The sequence below is a fragment of the Agrobacterium sp. SORGH_AS_0440 genome (genome assembly GCF_031453135.1).
Classification (GTDB): Bacteria; Pseudomonadota; Alphaproteobacteria; order Rhizobiales; family Rhizobiaceae; genus Agrobacterium; species Agrobacterium pusense.
Genome location: NZ_JAVIYR010000002.1, coordinates 1,645,880 through 1,660,743, shown reverse-complemented (window position 1 = coordinate 1,660,743; position 14,864 = coordinate 1,645,880). Strand labels below are relative to the sequence as shown.

19 protein-coding genes are annotated in these 14,864 nt (G+C 59.2%); 9 read left to right on the top strand and 10 right to left on the bottom strand.

Translation table 11 applies throughout. From position 1 onward, the window contains the following. Positions 1-154: 154 nt before the first annotated feature. Positions 155-373 (bottom strand): DUF1127 domain-containing protein, encoded by a 219-nt coding sequence (locus tag QE453_RS17415; protein WP_004442294.1) that lies wholly within the window; start codon positions 371-373, stop codon positions 155-157. A 70-nt stretch (positions 374-443) separates the two neighbouring features. Between QE453_RS17415 and QE453_RS17410 the strand changes: the two genes are divergently transcribed. Next, positions 444-1,382 carry a LysR family transcriptional regulator gene (locus tag QE453_RS17410; protein WP_169692031.1) on the top strand — a complete coding sequence of 313 codons (939 nt, stop codon included), beginning with the start codon at positions 444-446 and terminating at the stop codon, positions 1,380-1,382. A gap of 45 nt (positions 1,383-1,427) precedes the next feature. On the opposite strand, the gene QE453_RS17405 is transcribed toward QE453_RS17410, so the two are convergent. Continuing rightward, positions 1,428-2,348: a methylenetetrahydrofolate reductase gene (locus QE453_RS17405; protein ID WP_034498988.1), complete on the bottom strand. Its 921-nt coding sequence runs from the start codon at positions 2,346-2,348 to the stop codon at positions 1,428-1,430. A 90-nt stretch (positions 2,349-2,438) separates the two neighbouring features. Next, entirely contained in the window at positions 2,439-3,215 is a 777-nt protein-coding gene (locus tag QE453_RS17400; RefSeq protein ID WP_034498985.1) for a formyl transferase, read from the bottom strand. A gap of 188 nt (positions 3,216-3,403) precedes the next feature. Between QE453_RS17400 and QE453_RS17395 the strand changes: the two genes are divergently transcribed. Together QE453_RS17395 and QE453_RS17390 are read left to right on the top strand one after the other, a co-directional pair. After that, on the top strand, positions 3,404-3,565 hold the full coding sequence (locus tag QE453_RS17395; protein ID WP_004442283.1) for an entericidin A/B family lipoprotein: 162 nt from the start codon (positions 3,404-3,406) through the stop codon (positions 3,563-3,565). Between the two features lie 121 nt (positions 3,566-3,686). Continuing rightward, positions 3,687-4,439 carry a phosphodiester glycosidase family protein gene (locus QE453_RS17390; protein ID WP_404977896.1) on the top strand — a complete coding sequence of 251 codons (753 nt, stop codon included), beginning with the start codon at positions 3,687-3,689 and terminating at the stop codon, positions 4,437-4,439. A 9-nt stretch (positions 4,440-4,448) separates the two neighbouring features. Here the strand turns inward: QE453_RS17390 and QE453_RS17385 are convergent, their stop codons facing one another. After that, complete coding sequence (locus QE453_RS17385; protein ID WP_045533750.1) at positions 4,449-4,796, bottom strand: hypothetical protein; 348 nt, start codon at positions 4,794-4,796, stop codon at positions 4,449-4,451. 650 nt (positions 4,797-5,446) lie between these two features. Here QE453_RS17385 and QE453_RS17380 point away from each other — a divergent pair. Then, complete coding sequence (locus QE453_RS17380; protein WP_004442275.1) at positions 5,447-6,850, top strand: L-serine ammonia-lyase; 1,404 nt, start codon at positions 5,447-5,449, stop codon at positions 6,848-6,850. 65 nt (positions 6,851-6,915) lie between these two features. Beyond that, positions 6,916-7,350: a DUF1489 family protein gene (locus QE453_RS17375; RefSeq protein ID WP_004442274.1), complete on the top strand. Its 435-nt coding sequence runs from the start codon at positions 6,916-6,918 to the stop codon at positions 7,348-7,350. Between the two features lie 72 nt (positions 7,351-7,422). On the opposite strand, the gene QE453_RS17370 is transcribed toward QE453_RS17375, so the two are convergent. Further along, a complete protein-coding gene (locus QE453_RS17370) occupies positions 7,423-8,028 on the bottom strand; it encodes a transglutaminase-like cysteine peptidase (protein ID WP_004442271.1) in 606 nt (201 codons plus the stop codon). 308 nt (positions 8,029-8,336) lie between these two features. Here QE453_RS17370 and QE453_RS17365 point away from each other — a divergent pair, with 308 nt between their 5' ends. Then, on the top strand, positions 8,337-8,534 hold the full coding sequence (locus QE453_RS17365; RefSeq protein ID WP_309777577.1) for a hypothetical protein: 198 nt from the start codon (positions 8,337-8,339) through the stop codon (positions 8,532-8,534). Between the two features lie 197 nt (positions 8,535-8,731). On the opposite strand, the gene QE453_RS17360 is transcribed toward QE453_RS17365, so the two are convergent. Both QE453_RS17360 and QE453_RS17355 read right to left on the bottom strand, forming a co-directional pair. Then, the gene (locus QE453_RS17360) at positions 8,732-9,349 is read right to left on the bottom strand and encodes a PilZ domain-containing protein (protein WP_004442270.1); all 618 of its coding nucleotides are present in this window, start codon (positions 9,347-9,349) and stop codon (positions 8,732-8,734) included. Between the two features lie 172 nt (positions 9,350-9,521). Next, positions 9,522-10,076 (bottom strand): PAS domain-containing protein, encoded by a 555-nt coding sequence (locus QE453_RS17355; RefSeq protein WP_309777576.1) that lies wholly within the window; start codon positions 10,074-10,076, stop codon positions 9,522-9,524. 353 nt (positions 10,077-10,429) lie between these two features. Here QE453_RS17355 and QE453_RS17350 point away from each other — a divergent pair, with 353 nt between their 5' ends. Continuing rightward, on the top strand, positions 10,430-11,167 hold the full coding sequence (locus QE453_RS17350) for a rhomboid family intramembrane serine protease (protein WP_004442265.1): 738 nt from the start codon (positions 10,430-10,432) through the stop codon (positions 11,165-11,167). A 154-nt stretch (positions 11,168-11,321) separates the two neighbouring features. Next, positions 11,322-11,756 carry a CBS domain-containing protein gene (locus tag QE453_RS17345; protein WP_004442263.1) on the top strand — a complete coding sequence of 145 codons (435 nt, stop codon included), beginning with the start codon at positions 11,322-11,324 and terminating at the stop codon, positions 11,754-11,756. Positions 11,757-11,900: 144 nt separating this feature from the next. Here QE453_RS17345 and QE453_RS17340 read toward each other — a convergent pair whose 3' ends face one another. The 3 genes from QE453_RS17340 to folE all read right to left on the bottom strand — a co-directional run bounded on the left by QE453_RS17340 (position 11,901) and on the right by folE (position 14,134). Beyond that, complete coding sequence (locus QE453_RS17340) at positions 11,901-12,833, bottom strand: patatin-like phospholipase family protein (protein WP_004442259.1); 933 nt, start codon at positions 12,831-12,833, stop codon at positions 11,901-11,903. A gap of 94 nt (positions 12,834-12,927) precedes the next feature. Continuing rightward, positions 12,928-13,380 (bottom strand): phosphoribosyl-AMP cyclohydrolase, encoded by a 453-nt coding sequence (gene hisI, locus QE453_RS17335; protein ID WP_006698834.1) that lies wholly within the window; start codon positions 13,378-13,380, stop codon positions 12,928-12,930. Positions 13,381-13,507: 127 nt separating this feature from the next. Further along, entirely contained in the window at positions 13,508-14,134 is a 627-nt protein-coding gene (folE, locus tag QE453_RS17330; RefSeq protein WP_003495569.1) for a GTP cyclohydrolase I FolE, read from the bottom strand. A gap of 281 nt (positions 14,135-14,415) precedes the next feature. On the opposite strand from folE, the gene QE453_RS17325 reads away from it, so the two are divergent. Next, a complete protein-coding gene (locus QE453_RS17325; protein ID WP_278067461.1) occupies positions 14,416-14,862 on the top strand; it encodes an iron-sulfur cluster assembly scaffold protein in 447 nt (148 codons plus the stop codon). Positions 14,863-14,864: the final 2 nt, after the last annotated feature.

The following is a 14,864-nucleotide window of genomic DNA, read 5'->3' as shown; positions in this document are numbered from 1 at the left end:
CTTTTGAAATATGCAAATTTTGCGACAAGCCTTTTTAAAGGGCGTCGCGTCGCATGTAAAACAGGCAGGCCAATTTACGCCCGGGGGCCGCCATTTACCTGCAGAGGGCGATGGCTCGCGGGCGTAAGAAAGGCTGCGAGCCATCGGCCGGCGGTCATTTGCGAATGACGCTTCTGCCGTAGTTGTCGGTTGTGGGCCATCCGATATCCTTCAATGTTTCAGGCGGGAGCGCTTCCAGCGCGCGGAGCATCCTCGCACGGCGCCATGACGCATAATGGGAGGCGATATTGCCTGACAGGCGCTGCAGCCAGCCGGCGGATGACGGGCGATGCGGGGAGCGGTTCGCCGCGGGCAGGTAATGTATCATGGTCATGTCTTCATCCTTTCCTGAACCACGATTGATGTGAGGATGGTGCGCCGTTGTTGACATTCAATCAAACGAAATGATATCCATCTATAAATCAAAATATTTGAAGGTGCGTGCCATGACCGTGACTTTCCGCCAACCGCTGCCGTTGCTGGATAACGACATATTGAGGACCTTCGTCGCCATTGCGGAAACGGGAAACTTCTCGACCGCCGCCGAAGTCGTGTTCAGAACACCATCGGCCGTTTCGATGCAGATCAAGAAGCTAGAAGAGCAGCTGAAAACGACGCTGTTCCTGCGCGATGCGCGTTCGGTGACATTGACGGCGCATGGGGAGACGCTTCTGACTTATGCGCGCCGCATGATTGCCTTGTCCAACGAGGCCGTGTCGCGTTTCGTCATGCCCGAATTGTCCGGTGTGGTGCGTCTTGGCGCACCGGAGGATATTGGCGAGCGCGGGCTGCTGCCGGGCATTCTCAAGCGTTTCGCCGAGGCTTTCCCCGGCATCATGATCGACGTCACAATCGATGCCAGCTCCAATCTCTATAAGCGGATGGACGAGCAGCGTCTTGATCTCGCCCTCGTCAACTGTGCTTCACATCCGCTGAGGGATACCGGCGAGGTGCTGATGCGCGAACGGCTCGTCTGGGCGGGTGCGAAATGCGGCACGGCCTATCTGCGCGATCCGCTGCCGATCTCGATATGGGAAGAGGGCTGCATCTGGCGTTCGGAGGCGATTCATTCGCTGGAAAAACGTGGGCGCAATTTCCGCGTGGCCTATCTCAGCGGCCACACGATGGCACAGCGTGCGGCGATTGCCGCGGATCTCGCCATCGCGCCGCTGCCACGATCTTATGTGCTGAACGACATGGTCATTCTGGGTGAGAAGGAAGGCCTGCCGGAACTCGGCTATTTCGATATCCGGCTGATTATGGGCGACAAGGCGTCGCGGCCGGTGCTCGCAGTGGCGGAAAGCATTCGCAATGCATTCGTCGAGGTCGCGAAGGCGGCATGAGGCGAAGGAACGCGTCACGGCCATCATGCGCCGTCGACGCGCCGCTTAGATCGCCACCGAACCCGTGGCTGCGGCGTGATCCGCGTTTTCGGTCCGCCAGCTGCCACGACTGACCAGCCAGTCTGATGACGCCTGCAGCCCGCCGAAGGGAAAGACATGGATCTGCCGGATCGGTCCTTGCGGATTGTCCCGCCAGTGCCGTTCGATCGGCCCGACGATGCTTTCCGGTGAATGGCCCCTGGCAAGCGTGGTCAGGGAAAGCGCGTTTTTCTTGAGATAGGCAATGGAATTGCCGACACCGCAGAGCGCGGCGTATTTCAGGAGCGTGGTGATCTTGGCCGGGCCGGAAACGCCGATATGCACCGGCAGATCGATACCGGATGCGGCAAGCCCTTCTGCCCAGGCGATGAAGCGGGCGGAATCAAAACCGAACTGGGTGACGATGCGCATGGCGGCGTCGGTTCTTTCGCCAAAATCGCGTTTCAGCCGCAGCGCGGCCGTCGCCGTTTCGTCGTTGAAATCGGGGCTGCCTTCCGGATGACCGGCAATTGCGATATGCCTGATGCCGCAACGGTCGAAAATGCCCGTGGAAAGCATGTCGATGGTAGACGTGAACGGGCCCTCTGGCTTCTCGACGCCACCGCCGACCGCCAGCACGTCGGTCACGCCGGCGTCGCCGGCAAGCCGCTTCACCTGTTCCTCGAAATCGATGCGAGAGGCGATACGGCGCGCCGCAAGGTGCGGAACGGGCTCATAACCGAGATCACGCAGATGCTTTGCGGCATCGACCAGCTTCACCTGCGAGGCGGCTCCGGTATCTGTCAGATAAACGCGCACGCCCTGCGGAAAAAGACCGGCAAGACTTGCCGGGCCAAGCACCTGCGCGGGTGAGGCCTCGATGGAGGCGGGGATGACGGAAGTGGCGGAGATATCGGGCAATGTGTGCATGATCCTTTTGATTATCATGCACCGTTTTTGAGGCCAAGTCTGTGCCTGTTGCGGCAAGACAGCCCTGCATCTGCGACGAAGCTTGAGCCGAGCGCGGTGCCGGCGGCGCTACCAGACCCGTTTCGTCAGACCGTTCCAGAGCCATGTCCAGATTGTTGGTGGAAAGCGGAGCACCGACTTTCCGGGCGAGGGCGGCTGCGGCGCAAGGCTGCCGGACAAGGCGTCTTCGATGGCATTGATGGCGATATCGACCGAGGCTGCTGTCAAGAGAAGGGGATAGGTGGCGATGGTGTCGGACGGTGAGGGTTTCAGCCGTTTTTCGTAAAGTGTGGCGCCGGTATCCACACCCTTGTCAACGAGATGCACGGTTGCGCCGAAATTGCCCCGGTCCTTTTCCACCAGCGCCCAGTATCCACCCATCTGGCCGCGATAGGCCGGGTTGATGCCGGCGTGAAAATTGATGATGGGGCAGTGCAGGTCCCTGAGCGTCGCCGGCGTCAGCAGACGGCAGGAAATGGTGAAGATGACAGCCGGTTTCAGGAGATTGGCGGCCTTGCGACATTCTTCATCGTTCAGCGAGGCGAAATGCGTGACCGGAATGGTGCCGCCCAGATCAGGCAGGAGACCATGCTCCGCAATGATCTCTTTGCTTCTTCGTACCGTGAAGCGTTTGCCGAGCCGCGATGCGACCATCGTCGCCAGCTGGCCCACTGCGACAATCCAGCCGAGGCGTCTTGCCCGGCGCTTGAGGATGGCCGATTTGCTTTCGGGCTGTTCCATGAACACATGGATGTCGGGAAATCGCGCTGCCAGCGCATTGATCATGACGTTAGGGTTCACGCCGCCCGCCGTCATCACCAGAAGCCGATTATTGATGTCAGTCATGTCACCCACTGGATTTCTCAAGCCACGATCCACGCGCAGTTTCCCTCGCGAAGCTCAAAACCATGTTAATTTTCATCGACAGGATTTTTTGAAACGCCGCTGGAACCGAATTTTGGGACTCACGTTATTGTGACGCATATCACATCGGCGCTTGCCTCGGACGGCAAGTCATAGGGGAGTAGTTTCAAATGATCACACGCATTCTTTCGACCGTTTTCGTGGCTCTGCTGACCGTCGTGACGCTCAGTTCCTGCGGCAACACCATTCGCGGCATGGGCCGGGATACGGCGAACGCCGTGGATGCGACCCAGGATGCCGGCCGTAGCGTCGACCGCGCCGCCCGTCGCTGACGACATCTCCCCTTCTGAAAGTCCGGCGTCTCCCTGAAGCCAGGGTGACGCCTTTTCTTTGACCGAATTTCCCTGCGAATGTTCCCCTGAAGAGAATCACGGGGTGGGCATGAACAGATCGATGAAAAGACTGGCGAAGCTGCTGTTGCCGTTGCTGCTGCCATTTTCGGCCGAAGCGGGCGGGCAGGTGGATTTCTGCAGAATCGTGGATCATGCGGGCGGCCGCTATACCGTCTGCAGTTTCGATCCGGCGAAAAGCACCATCCGGATTTACGACCGCGACCATGTCTCAGGACAGGGATATCGTTCTTTCGCCGATCTATCCTCCGCGCTCTGGCGTCAGCACATGTTCAGTGTCTTCGCCATGAATGGCGGCATGTATCATTCCGATTATTCCCCGGTCGGGCTGTTTATCGAAAACGGCGTGGAACGTTCGCCACTCAGCACCCGCGGTGGCTGGGGCAATTTCCATCTTCTTCCGAATGGCGTGTTTTACCTGAAGGATCACAGGGCGGGCGTGCTGGCGACCGAAGCCTATCTGGCGGCCGACCCGAAGCCCGATTTTGCCACCCAGTCCGGGCCGATGCTTGTTATCGACGGCGGACTGCATCCGCGTTTTCTGCCCGACAGCGACAGCTTGAAGCGCCGCAACGGCGTCGGAGTCTCTCGCGATGGCACGGTACATTTTGCCATTTCGGACAATACCGTGCGCTTTTACGATTTCGCCACCCTGTTCAGGGATGTGCTGGATTCACCGAATGCGCTCTATCTCGACGGCACCATTTCCAGCGTCGATATTCCCGAGATGAAGAGGCGAGATTCATTGTTCCCCATGGGGCCGATCATCGCCGTGGTCGACAGGGTGCCGGATTAGTCGAGCGGGTCAGATCGGCGCCTTGGGATAGGCTTTTTCAAGGCCGGCGGAAGCCGTCAGCCCCTTGCGGAAGGCGAGATAAGCAGGATGCTGGCTTGCCTTCGCAATTTCCGCGAAGCGGATTTGCAGACGGGCAGGGGCGTGGCCACCCAGCCATTCACCGGTGGCTTCAAGCTTCAGGCTATTAAGGAAACGGGCGCCGGCCTGCTGGTCGAGATAAAGGTTAAGGCCTGCCAGCAGGTTCTCGTCCTGCAGCGCGTTCTCCATCAGCAACGACACCCAGGCCTTATCCTCACTCGCAAGCGAGGTCAGTTTCGAAGCAACAGTTTCACGGTCGGGGAAAGAGGATGTCTGCATGTGGGACTCGCATCGTTGCTGTTTGACCATGGTCGATAAAGCAGCGGTCGCAGCCATTCAAGATGGGTTTCAGCGGAAGAATTGCGACCGCAACGTGCCCGCGTCCGCCGTTTTCAACAGGTGTTTGTATGAAACCTTTAAAAAACGGTTACACTTTAGCCTAAATTGCGGCGAGGCCAGAAATGGCACTGGTTTCAGGGTCGCGCTAACGCTTTGTTTTTTAACATACCTATGCAAGGCGCGAATGGCAGCCCGTCGAAAACGCCTTCATTTAGCCGCTTTTTGCATTTGCCTTCCGCGCCGGATTTTAATAAATGCTTCCTCCACGGGCCGGGTCTTGAAGATCGCCCGGAGAGTGAATAGCTGGAGTAATCATGGAAGAAACCGCTCAGAAATCCTGCTGGGGCGTCACGTTGCGCGCACTCGCAGGCTTTGCCGCTTTTCTCGCATTGACGTACATTTTTGGCAGCCCATAAGCATCTCTCCTGATTGACGGGTTTTGAAACGGCGCGGTTTTCCTCTGGAAACCGTGCTGTTTTCGTTTGCGGTAGGCCCATGTCGCAGCTGCAAAAGCCGGTGCCGCTCTTTTGTGGCGATAAGTTCCAGCTTTGGATATGATGTGACGGAATCCATTACGCAGGAAAAACTCAATGTTTCTTTCGGTCTTTGACGTCTTCAAGATCGGTATCGGTCCTTCCAGTTCGCATACGATGGGACCGATGACGGCGGCCAACCGCTTTCTGGCGCTGATCCTCAGCGACGAGTGGCCGCGCCCCGCCGGTGCCGCCGTTGCGCGCATGAAGGTCAGCCTGCACGGGTCTCTCGCCTTCACCGGCATTGGTCATGGCACCGGCCGGGCAGTCATTCTCGGCCTGACCGGCGAGCGGCCGGACCTTGTCGATCCCGACGCGATGGACGCCATCATAGAGGCGGTGGAGAAGGCCGGTACGGTTACGCCGCCCGGCCATCCGACCTACGAGTTCAGGACGGCCGAAGATCTCGTCTTCGACAAGAAGAACCCGCTGCCGGGCCATGCGAACGGCATGACCTTCTCCGCTTTCGATAACCAGGGCAGGCTGCTGGTCAAGCGCATCTATTATTCCGTCGGCGGTGGCTTTGTCGTCACCGACACGGAACTGGAGGCGATCAAGCAGCGCGGCAAGACCATCGATAACGGCCCGCGCGTGCCCTATCCTTTCGCCACGGCGAAGGAAATGCTGGAAATGGCCGCGCGGTCCGGCCGCACCATCGCCCAGATGAAACGGGCGAACGAGGAGACGGTTGTTTCGCGCGAAGAGCTGAATGAACGGCTGGACCAGATTTGGGATGCGATGAACGGATGTATCGAGCGCGGGCTGAAGGTGGACGGCATCATGCCCGGCGGCCTCAAGGTGCGTCGCCGTGCCCGTTCGATCTATGAAAAACTGAATGCGGAATGGCGTAGCAACCGGTTGAATCCCGTCATGGCGAATGACTGGTTGAGCGTCTATGCCATGGCCGTGAACGAAGAGAACGCTGCCGGCGGCCGTGTCGTCACCGCGCCCACCAATGGCGCTGCGGGCGTGGTGCCGGCGACAGTGCGGTATTTCCGGCATTTCCATGAGGATGCCACCGTCGACGACGTGCGGGACTTTCTCCTCACGGCGGCAGCGATTGGCGGCATCATCAAGCATAACGCGTCGATTTCCGGCGCGGAGGTGGGCTGTCAGGGGGAAGTGGGATCGGCTGCGGCCATGGCGGCGGCAGGTCTCGCGGCGGTGATGGGCGGATCGCCCGAGCAGATCGAGAATGCGGCGGAAATCGCGCTCGAACATCATCTCGGCATGACCTGCGACCCGATCGCCGGATTGGTGCAGGTGCCCTGCATCGAACGCAACGCACTGGGCGCGGTCAAGGCGGTCACGGCGGCGTCGCTGGCGCTGAAAGGCGACGGTCAGCACTTCGTGCCGCTGGATGCCTGTATCGAAACCATGCGCCAGACCGGCAACGACATGAGCGAGAAATACAAGGAAACCTCAACCGGCGGCCTTGCCGTCAACGTTGTGGAGTGTTGAGCGGGCTGGGCGCCCGGCATGTCCGGCATGCTTGACGCCCGCCGCAAAAAGGCATTGATAGAGACATGCCTCTACATCTCATCAAACTTTGCGTCGGCGCGGATTCACTCCAGGACCTGAGGGATTGGGTCGCGCAGCGCTCGCTCACCGCCATGGCTGCGGGCCTTGAGCCGCACAGCGTCCACACCACCCGCATGATCCCCAAACGGGTAGAGGAACTGCTTGAAGGCGGCTCACTCTACTGGGTCATCAAGGGGCAGGTGCAGGCCCGGCAAAAGCTGCTCGATATCCGTTCTTTCAAGGGAGACGACGGTATTTCACGCTGCGATCTCGTTCTCGGACCCGAGGTGATCGAGACCTCACCTGCGCCGAAGCGGCCGTTTCAGGGCTGGCGCTACCTGAAGGATGACGAGGCGCCGCGCGATCTCGGGGGTGGAGGAGGCGGCGAGGACATGCCTTCCGATCTCAGGCGCGAACTGGCCGAACTTGGTCTGCTCTGACGCATGATGGATGAAAATGAAAAAGCCGGCCCCTTTTGGTGGCCGGCTTTTTTATTTGGGGAGACGGGTTGGTCAGTTGATGCCGCCGACTGCATTGGTGGCGCGGCCATCCTGAATTTTCACCCAGCGACCCGGGTTGGCGGTGTCCTGACGCTTCAGATAGGTATATTCGGTTTCCGACCAGTTCATGACCTTGTTGCGCATGTTGTCGAGAACGAAGTCGCCACGGTCGGTGCGAACGGTCAGGACGGCATGGCCTTCGCCATTCGGCTGCAGAACGACAGTGATCAGCAGGTTGGAGGCGGAGAAACCCTTGTTCATCAGCATCTTGCGCTTCAACAATACGAAATCTTCGCAATCGCCGACGGTGGTAGGATAGGCCCAGCGTTCTTCGACGCCGTAGATTTCCATGTCGGTCATCGGCGTGATCGTGGTGTTGACGGTGTAGTTGACGTCAAGCATCGTCTTCCAGCGCTCTTCCGTCAGCTTCATCGGGCCATTGTCCAGCGAAGTCGGCTGGCACTCGCTCTGATAGGTCTGGCAGAATTCATAATGACCGATCGGTGGATTGGCCTTGCCGATGACGCGCATGACGGCTGCCGGCGATGCGCTGGCCTGTTGTGCGAAGGCGCCGACGATGAACGCGATCAGGATGAAAACGATACGGTTGTTGTTCATTGCTTGTCTCCCCGTGTTGAGGAGACATTCGCAGGTATTTTTTGACCCGGCGGAAATTTGCGTGGCGCAATTTGAGCTTAAATTTCAGCAAATTAGCCGATGTTTTGAACTGTATTTGAAGTGTTTTTTACACGTGTTTGAAGCAAATTTTATTAGAATTTTACGCATTCCGGCTTTAGGTTTTTGGTAGCCATTTATGCCGCTGTATCGACAGCGATTTTTCGTTCACCGGTGTTTTCACATCCATGTTCATGGCCGTAGCGGAAGCAGGCGATGTAGGGGATTTCCCGTTTTGGGATAGGTGTTCCTTGCTGGCACGCGTCGAAAAAGCGCCGAAAAAAACTTCAAAAAAACTGCTTTTTTCTCGAAAAAAGTTCGGACGGCGTGTTGCAGGCTATGTCGGTGCCCCGGTCGTGCCGCAAATTACCAAGGGGAGCGTTCCTGTCGGGACGTTGTTTGGGCGACAGGTCGAAAGCGGCAAACTGCGTCCGCGGACTTGTTTTTGAACGGGAATATCCGCGTCGCGAACACACGCCGACCGGATTTTCGGGCAGGGACGAGGAGGCGATGCTGCGGTAAAGGTGCGTTGAAAAAGCCGCCCGGTCCCGACTGCCCATCACGGTGCGATGGACCGACTGCAGCCTTGTCCGCTGCCTGACTTCACGCTTTGCGGAGGAATGGCGTCGGGCCGTGCGGGGCCTTTTTAAAGAAACTCGATCAATGCGTCGGGTGACTGGACACGATCGAATTCAACGGCGACGCCTTCCATGAAGTGACGCACGATCTTGCCGCTCATGTTTTTGCCGAGCTGGACCCGGCTTCCGAGCGGCGGCCGGTGTTCGATCTCGATTGCTGCGCCCGAGAGCGACAGGTCGATCAGGCGGCAGGCGACGAGCATGCCGTCTTCGAGAACCAGCTGCGCCCTGGCATTGCGCGGCGTCAGGCGGTCGTGGCGACGGTCTTCCGGCAGGCCCAGCAACTGACGCTTGGCGATCCATGCGAGCTGGGCGGCGAGCTTTTCGCGTTTGCGCTCGGGCGCATTAATGGCGATGAGGAAACCGGATGCCGTCAGCGACGTCACCGTGCCTTCGATCCGGCCGATATGCTGGAGATAGGCGATGACGCGATCGCCATTGCGGGCGATACCCGGGCAGGTGAATTGCGCTCTCTCGGCGGTCATCTCGGTGGCGGTGCAATCATATTCTTCGTGATCGGGCAACATGAGGCGGCCGTTGAAGGACACACGCACGGCGTCGTCGAGGCGAACTTCCTCAACCGGGCGCAGAATTTGGGCGGTGTTGACCGAACGGGACGAAAACATGGGCAGCGCAAATTGTAATGAATGATGATCGTCCGTTTCTACCCTGTGCGAGTTAACAGACTGTATTGCCTAATCTCTACAATTTTTCTAATCGACCAAATCGTTACGTTTCGTTGCCCCGCGCTCCGTGCGGCCATGGGCTTTCAGCATCGCTTCGTCGATCCTGGACGCCTCAGCATCTACCCGTTCGTAACGCGGCTGCGGCATTGGCCGAATATCCGGTCGGGACGATGTCCATACGCAGCAGCCGGCTGCTTTTCATCGACAGACAGTGTATCGGCACCATCAATGTGTGGTGCCGTGGCTGCTGTGGAAGCAGCGCGCCGAGGAGCCGCGGGGCGACACCTGCTTCCGTGCGCAGTGGCAGCAGCAGCATTTCAAACGCCAGGGGCGCGTCGCCGTAGCCGTCGTCAGCATCGATGTCGAAGACCACGGGCAATTGATGTTGCAGGATGCCGAGCGCCACGCGACAGGGAAAGGACGCGCCGGCCGCCGGCCAGAGTTCTGAAAACGGGCGGTCCCGCAATTCGCGGCCGAACAGGTCGCAAAGACGGGTGCCGGCAAGACGGAAGAAGGGTGTTTCCTCTCCTTTGTCTGTCAGGATGAAAAGGTCGCCGAGATGAGTCTTGAGCTTCGAGGGTTCAATGTCCTCGCGGCGTGGAGCGGCGCTCTTGCCGCGCAATTCATCCCAATAGGCGTATATCTCCAGTCCGGCCATGCTCTTCATAGCATCTCTCCATGTTCGTTTTTGGGACATCATGTCCGTCCGAACGTCTGTATCTGGAGGTGCAGCGATTTTCGTGCCAACTGGATTTGTTAAGGTTAACAAAGGGTTGATATTGCCTGACGGCATTTGTCGTGGCATCGGTGCGGCCCTGTCGGGGAAAGCTCCTTCAGCACGATTTTTTGGCCCCGCCCGTTCTTTTACGGTGGGCCTGCAAGCCGGACCGTTTTTGGCCTGGCGCCTTTTCCGGTTACGGTTCCGGCGTCGCGCGCTTCGAAGGCGGGACGGCTTTTTTTTCTTTCAGGCTTCCTATATTGCTCGGGAAACGCAAAATTCGACCAAGACAGGGATAAACCATGTCCTACGAGGACGGCGAACAGCCGCCGGTTTCGGAAACGCCGGAGCCGAAAGACGATGCGAACAATCCCGTCTTCAATCTGCCATCGCTGCTGGTGGGCATCCTGGTCGCGCTGATCGTTGCTTATGTCGTTCCCGCCTATCTTCTGTCGGAGGAAGGCAATGGCTGGTTCATCTTCACCTTCGGCTTCATTCCGCTGCGTTATGCGGTGCCGTTTTCCCAGCAGGGGCTGGAATGGCTGTGGACGCCGGTGACCTATTCTTTCCTGCATGGCGGTATCGAGCATATCCTCTTTAACGGATTGTGGCTGATGGCCTTCGGCGCGCCGGTTCTGCGCCGGATCGGAACAGTGCGTTTCGTGCTGTTATGGTGCATTTCCGCCGCCGTTTCGGCCTTTGGTCACGCGGTTCTGAACTGGGGGGACGTGACGGTGCTGATCGGAGCGTCCGGTGTCGTTTCGGCGCTGATGGGAGCGGCCTGCCGGTTCGCCTTTCCGGCGCGGGGCGGATATAGCGCGTCTTTCGGCCATCTGATGCCGCGGCAGAGCATTCTTGCGGCGCTCTCCAACCGTACGGTGCTGATCTTCACGCTGATGTGGCTGTTCGGCAATGTGCTGATTGCGGTCGGCGTGCCGCTGTTCGGCGATGTCGGCGGTCAGATCGCCTGGGATGCCCATGTTTTCGGGTTTCTGCTCGGCTTCCTGTTCTTCGGCCTTTTCGATCGCCCGTTACGCTAGGCCGATCACGCTCCTTGTCGGGCGTGGCGCAAATTTGCTTTCGGGCGTCCCATCCGGGATTGCATTCACGCGGGCCTCAGCGCACCATACCTCATGATTTGCAACCGCCGGGGGAGACTGCGGCACTGCGGATCGCTGCAAAGAGGAGGAAGGCATGCCAACATTCGTAAAGGATCTTCTCGACCGCAAGGGCCGGGACGTCGTGACTGTCAATCCTGAGGTCAGCATCGGTGAGGCGGCGACCACGCTGCACGCACATAAGATCGGTTCCGTCGTCGTGACCGATGGCGATGGTGTCGTTCTCGGCATCTTCACGGAACGCGATCTCGTAAAGGCCGTGGCGGGCCAGGGTGCCGCTTCTCTCCAGCAATCCGTTTCAGTGGCCATGACCAAAAATGTCATCCGCTGTCACCACGATTCCACCACCGATGAGCTGATGGAAATCATGACGGGCGGGCGCTTCAGGCATGTGCCGGTCGAAGAGAATGGCCGTCTTGCCGGCATCATCTCCATCGGCGACGTGGTGAAGGCGCGGATCGGCGAAATCGAGGCCGAAGCGGAGCATATCAAGGCTTATATTGCCGGGTGAATTAGTGTCCTCTCCCTCATTCCTGTGCTCGTCACAGGAATCTAGTCAGCCCAAGTCCTTGGGCTGATGGGAGTTCCTACCGCCACGCAGACGCGCATCAGCTGGATTCCCGTGACAGGCACAGGAATGAGGGAGCTTCTCGCCTCACCGCCGGAACGCCTGCTGCATGCGCTCCAGTTCCGGAATGCGTGCGCGCGTTTCCTGATATCCCCGGTCGATGGCTTCACTGGCGCGATGGAATTCCGACAGTCCGATATCGTTGATGCGGGGATGAAGCATCAGATCGGGCGGATCACCTGCCAGACGCGAGCGCGAAATCCTGTCCTGAATGATGTTGAAGGCCTGCACCATGACGCCCGGCAGGCCGGGGCGCGGCGCGCTGTCGTGCGGTGCGCCGCCGGGCGGTGCAGCGGCGTGCTTGACGACGGCGGAGCGGCCGAAGAGATCGTAATTGAGGTTTACCGCCACGACCAGCGCCTGCTCATAGGCCCGGCAGACCGAAACCGGCACGGGATTGACGAGGGCGCCATCGATGAGGGTGCGGCCGTTGCATTGCACGGGTTCGAAGATGCCGGGCAGCGCATAGGATGAACGCAAGGCGGTCACGAGATCACCCTGATGAATCCAGACTTCATGACCCGTGCGCAACTCCGTCGCGACGGCGATGAAGGGATGATCGAGGCTTTCGACGCGCAGCCCTTCCAGATGCTCCTGCATGCGTTTTGTGAGCCGCATTCCGCCGAAGAGCCCGCCGCCGCCGATCGTGAGATCCAGCAGGCCGGCAATGCGGCGCATCGTTAGCGAACGGGCGAATTCCTCAAGCTCATCGAGCTTGCCGGCGAGATAACATCCGCCAACCAGCGCGCCGATCGAGGTGCCGGCGATCATGCCGATCTTGACGCCCGCTTCATCGAGGGCCCGCAGGACACCGATATGGGCCCAGCCGCGGGCTGCGCCACCGCCAAGCGCGAGCGCTATCCGGTGTTTATCGACGATCTGTGTAACGGGCGGTTCATTGCCGATGACGTCGGTATTACCCGCCGCAAGGTGGTTCTGACGATTTCCCCATCCCAACATGACCGCACTCCCTGCCAGTTCTTCGGGTTCCGCCCTTGGCCCCGGAACCCGCTATATTGGTAGCAAATTGGTGCGGCCGATGGAAGGCGGCGGTTTATGTGCCTGAATAGGTCGTCGCCGGATCGAAATGGCGCGTATCGTCGGTGATTTTCGTCACCGCCTGGCCATCAGCCAGTTCGACCGTGCGGTAGAAGCAGGAGCGGCGGCCGGTGTGGCAGGTGGCGTCGTGGCCGGCGACCGAGACCTTCAGCCACACGGCGTCCTGATCGCAATCGGTGCGGAATTCCTTCACGGTCTGCAGGTTGCCCGACGTTTCGCCCTTCTTCCAGATCTTGTCGCGCGAACGGCTGTAATAGTGGGCGATGCCGGTCTCAAGCGTCAGCGACAGGGCCTGTGCATTCATATGGGCGACCATCAGCAGTTCGCCATCGCGCGCGTCGGTGACTACGGCTGTGACGAGGCCGTGGGCGTCGAATTTCGGCGAAAAGAGACCTGCGTTTTCAAGCGCTTCCTTGTCCGCGGGCGCGGACGGAAAGGGAATGGACATGGCAACCTCGGAAAATCATCTGGCGGAACGATGAGAGGGGCGGATGAAACGGACGAGTGCCCGCCACTCTGAATTTTCTTGCGCATCGGATTTTCCGAAAGCCGCATTACGGCTTTCGGGCCGGTGCTTAACGGTTCCGCACCATAGTCATGAAGCGCACCTGTTCGGCCGGGTCGTTCTTGAACGTGCCGGTAAAGGAGGTGGTGAGGGTGGTCGACCCCTGCTTGTTGACGCCGCGCATGGACATGCACATATGTTCGGCATCGATCATGACGGCCACGCCGCGCGGTTTCAGGGTTTCCTCAATCGATCTTGCGATCTGCGCGGTCATGTTTTCCTGCGTCTGCAGGCGGCGGCCGAAGATTTCGACAACGCGGGCGATCTTCGACAGGCCAAGCACGCGACCGGCCGGAAGATAGGCGACATGCGCCTTGCCGACGATCGGCACCATATGGTGTTCGCAATGGGAGAAGAACGGAATGTCGCGCACCAGCACCACATCGTCATAACCGCCGACTTCCTCGAAGGTCGTGCCGAGCACGTCCTGAACATTCAGCTCGTAACCGGCAAAGAGCTCGCGATAGGCCTTGGCGACGCGCTTCGGCGTATCCAGAAGTCCTTCGCGGGCGGGATTTTCTCCAGCCCAGCGCAAGAGAACGCGCACTGCTTCTTCCGCTTCGGCCTGGCTCGGGCGAGCTTCGGCCACGTCGGGTTTTGCGCCAGCGCCGGGGAAATTCTTCACGATCGCATCCATTCCGTCTCTCCCGATGCGGGTAAAGGCCGCACCTGAATTCGTTTTACATCGCGAACCCATGTTCGCAGTTGCTGCTATCTGGTTGTTTTATAGCATTTTGGCAAGGCCGATGCTGTTTTTTCGGTATCGGAGCCGTTAATTTGATCACGGCTTGATGTCCAGAAAGCTCGTTAGCATATAATGAGAATGAAGGGCAGGAAAGCTTCACTGCGACAAACGCTGTGTTAGAAAAATTTGACCTGTCCTGTTTTGGGCATTCTTGAGCGCGCCGGGCACCAATGATGGACGATATCTACAATAATCGCATTCTGGACTTTGCCGGGAATATCCCGCTCATCGGCGTTCTTGAGGATGCTGACGCCAGCGCCGAGAAACACTCCCGGCTGTGCGGTTCGAAGCTGAAGGTCTATCTGAAAGTCGAAGACGGTATCGTAACGGCGTTTTCGCACGAGGTTCGTGCCTGTGCGCTCGGCCAGGCCTCCGCCTCCATCATGGCACACCACATCGTCGGGGCCTCCAGCGGCGAAGTCCGGCAGGCGCGGGAAGACATGCTTGCCATGTTGAAACAGGATGGCGATGGCCCGACGGGCCGTTTCGAGGACATGCGCGTTCTGTCACCGGTCAGGGATTTCAAGGCCCGCCACGCCTCCACCATGCTGACCTTCGAAGCCGTGGTCGATGCGCTCGACCAGATCGAAGGGCGGCAGGCTCTCGACGCCGCGGGTTAGGC

Coding starts and splice junctions, on each gene's coding strand:
- QE453_RS17415 (WP_004442294.1), bottom strand. CDS start 373: ATGACCATGATACATTACCTGCCCGCGGCGAACCGCTCCCCGCATCGC.
- QE453_RS17410 (WP_169692031.1), top strand. CDS start 444: ATGATATCCATCTATAAATCAAAATATTTGAAGGTGCGTGCCATGACC.
- QE453_RS17405 (WP_034498988.1), bottom strand. CDS start 2,348: ATGATAATCAAAAGGATCATGCACACATTGCCCGATATCTCCGCCACT.
- QE453_RS17400 (WP_034498985.1), bottom strand. CDS start 3,215: ATGACTGACATCAATAATCGGCTTCTGGTGATGACGGCGGGCGGCGTG.
- QE453_RS17395 (WP_004442283.1), top strand. CDS start 3,404: ATGATCACACGCATTCTTTCGACCGTTTTCGTGGCTCTGCTGACCGTC.
- QE453_RS17390 (WP_404977896.1), top strand. CDS start 3,687: ATGAAAAGACTGGCGAAGCTGCTGTTGCCGTTGCTGCTGCCATTTTCG.
- QE453_RS17385 (WP_045533750.1), bottom strand. CDS start 4,796: ATGCAGACATCCTCTTTCCCCGACCGTGAAACTGTTGCTTCGAAACTG.
- QE453_RS17380 (WP_004442275.1), top strand. CDS start 5,447: ATGTTTCTTTCGGTCTTTGACGTCTTCAAGATCGGTATCGGTCCTTCC.
- QE453_RS17375 (WP_004442274.1), top strand. CDS start 6,916: ATGCCTCTACATCTCATCAAACTTTGCGTCGGCGCGGATTCACTCCAG.
- QE453_RS17370 (WP_004442271.1), bottom strand. CDS start 8,028: ATGAACAACAACCGTATCGTTTTCATCCTGATCGCGTTCATCGTCGGC.
- QE453_RS17360 (WP_004442270.1), bottom strand. CDS start 9,349: ATGTTTTCGTCCCGTTCGGTCAACACCGCCCAAATTCTGCGCCCGGTT.
- QE453_RS17355 (WP_309777576.1), bottom strand. CDS start 10,076: ATGAAGAGCATGGCCGGACTGGAGATATACGCCTATTGGGATGAATTG.
- QE453_RS17350 (WP_004442265.1), top strand. CDS start 10,430: ATGTCCTACGAGGACGGCGAACAGCCGCCGGTTTCGGAAACGCCGGAG.
- QE453_RS17345 (WP_004442263.1), top strand. CDS start 11,322: ATGCCAACATTCGTAAAGGATCTTCTCGACCGCAAGGGCCGGGACGTC.
- QE453_RS17340 (WP_004442259.1), bottom strand. CDS start 12,833: ATGTTGGGATGGGGAAATCGTCAGAACCACCTTGCGGCGGGTAATACC.
- hisI (WP_006698834.1), bottom strand. CDS start 13,380: ATGTCCATTCCCTTTCCGTCCGCGCCCGCGGACAAGGAAGCGCTTGAA.
- folE (WP_003495569.1), bottom strand. CDS start 14,134: ATGGATGCGATCGTGAAGAATTTCCCCGGCGCTGGCGCAAAACCCGAC.
- QE453_RS17325 (WP_278067461.1), top strand. CDS start 14,416: ATGGACGATATCTACAATAATCGCATTCTGGACTTTGCCGGGAATATC.